This window comes from Streptomyces sp. RP5T (assembly GCF_003933965.1).
Taxonomy (GTDB): domain Bacteria; phylum Actinomycetota; class Actinomycetes; order Streptomycetales; family Streptomycetaceae; genus Streptomyces.
The window spans coordinates 1-1,554 of sequence record NZ_RSAJ01001041.1; the positions used below are offsets into that span (position 1 = coordinate 1).

General features: G+C 71.8%; 2 protein-coding genes. Both read right to left on the reverse strand.

Going from position 1 to position 1,554, the window contains the following annotated elements; all coding sequences use genetic code 11:
• Nucleotides 1–926: UDP-glucose 4-epimerase GalE (gene galE, locus EHS43_RS44285; protein WP_125196030.1), on the reverse strand; the 926-nt coding region annotated here is incomplete at its 3' end.
• Nucleotides 927–1,070: 144 nt separating this feature from the next.
• The gene (locus EHS43_RS44290) at nucleotides 1,071–1,499 is read right to left on the reverse strand and encodes a MarR family winged helix-turn-helix transcriptional regulator (RefSeq protein ID WP_125196031.1); all 429 of its coding nucleotides are present in this window, start codon (nucleotides 1,497–1,499) and stop codon (nucleotides 1,071–1,073) included.
• Between the last annotated feature and the right edge of the window lie 55 nt (nucleotides 1,500–1,554).

The following is a 1,554-nucleotide window of genomic DNA, read 5'->3' on the forward strand; positions in this document are numbered from 1 at the left end:
ATCATGTCCTGGACGCCGTGCTTGGCCTTCCAGCCGAGTTCGGTGGCCGCCAGCTCGGCGGAGGCGACGACCCGGGCCGGGTCCCCGGGGCGGCGGGGAGTGACCGTCGGGGGGCGGTCGTAGCCGGTGACGGCGTTGATGTGGTCGATCATCTCGCGCACGGACACGCCCTCGCCGCGGCCGATGTTGACGGTGAGGTCGCGTCCCGGTGAGGCCTGCAGGGTGCGGGCCGCGGCCACATGCGCCTCGGCCAGGTCGGCGACGTGGATGTAGTCGCGGACACAGGTGCCGTCGGGGGTGTCGTAGTCGTCGCCGAAGATGCGCGGGGCCGCGTCCTGCGTCAGCTTCTCGAAGACCATCGGGACGATGTTGAAGACGCCGGTGTCGGCCAGTTCGGGGCTCGCCGCGCCCGCCACGTTGAAGTAGCGGAGGCAGGCGGTGGAGAGCCCGGTCGCGCGGCCCGTGGCACGCACCAGCCACTCCCCGGCCAGCTTGGTCTCGCCGTACGGGGACATCGGCGCGCACGGGGTCTGCTCGGTCACCAGGGGGACGTCCGGCATGCCGTAGACCGCGGCGGAGGACGAGAAGACGAAGGTGGGGACGCCGGCCGTCGTCACCGCCTCCAGAAGGACGCGCAGCCCCTCGACGTTCTCCCGGTAGTAGAGCAGCGGCAGGTCCACCGACTCGCCGACCTGCTTCTTCGCCGCGAGGTGGACCACTCCGGTGACCTCGTGGTCCGCCAGGGTGTGCGCGACCCGCTCGGCGTCCAGCGTGGAACCCGTCACCAGCGGCACGTCGGCCGGCACGCGCTCGGCGATGCCGGTGGACAGGTCGTCGTACACGACCGCCTGCTCGCCCGCCTCCGTCATCGCCCTCACGACGTGCGCCCCGATGTAGCCGGCGCCGCCGGTGATCAGCCAGGTCATGTACGGCCGTCCCCTCTTCGGTTGACCCGTGTCCGCGTATCAGTGAACCAGGCGGCGGGACCGGACGGGCACTGTCGGCGTCACCATGCGTGAAGGGATTGACACGTAAGGTTGTCGGACTCCGGGCGCTCGCCGGCGCCCCGCTCAGCCCTCGTCGGGCAGTTCGGCGTGGACCGCCGCGTCCAGGGCGGAGGTGAGCCGGTCGAGGCGGGCTCGCAGGTCGCGGATCTCGTCCACGTCGAAGCTGGTCGCCGAGACGATCCGGCGGGGCACCTGTTCCGCGCGCTCGCGCAGGGCGACGCCCTCCTCCGTGAGCCGCACCTCCACCGAACGCTCGTCGCGGACGCTGCGCTCCCGCCGGACCAGGCCGGCCGCCTCCAGCCGCTTGAGGAGCGGGGAGAGCGTGCCCGAGTCGAGCCGCAGGTGCTCGCCGAGCTTCTTGACGGGCAGGTCGCCGTGCTCCCACAGCACCAGCAGCACCAGGTACTGCGGGTAGGTGATCCCCAGATCCTTGAGGATCACGCGGTAGACGCTGCCGAAGGCGCGGGAGGCCGCGTTCAGCGAGAAGCAGATCTGCTGGTCGAGGCGGAGCCAGTCGGTACCGGCGGCATCCGCGGCGGGGGTGGAG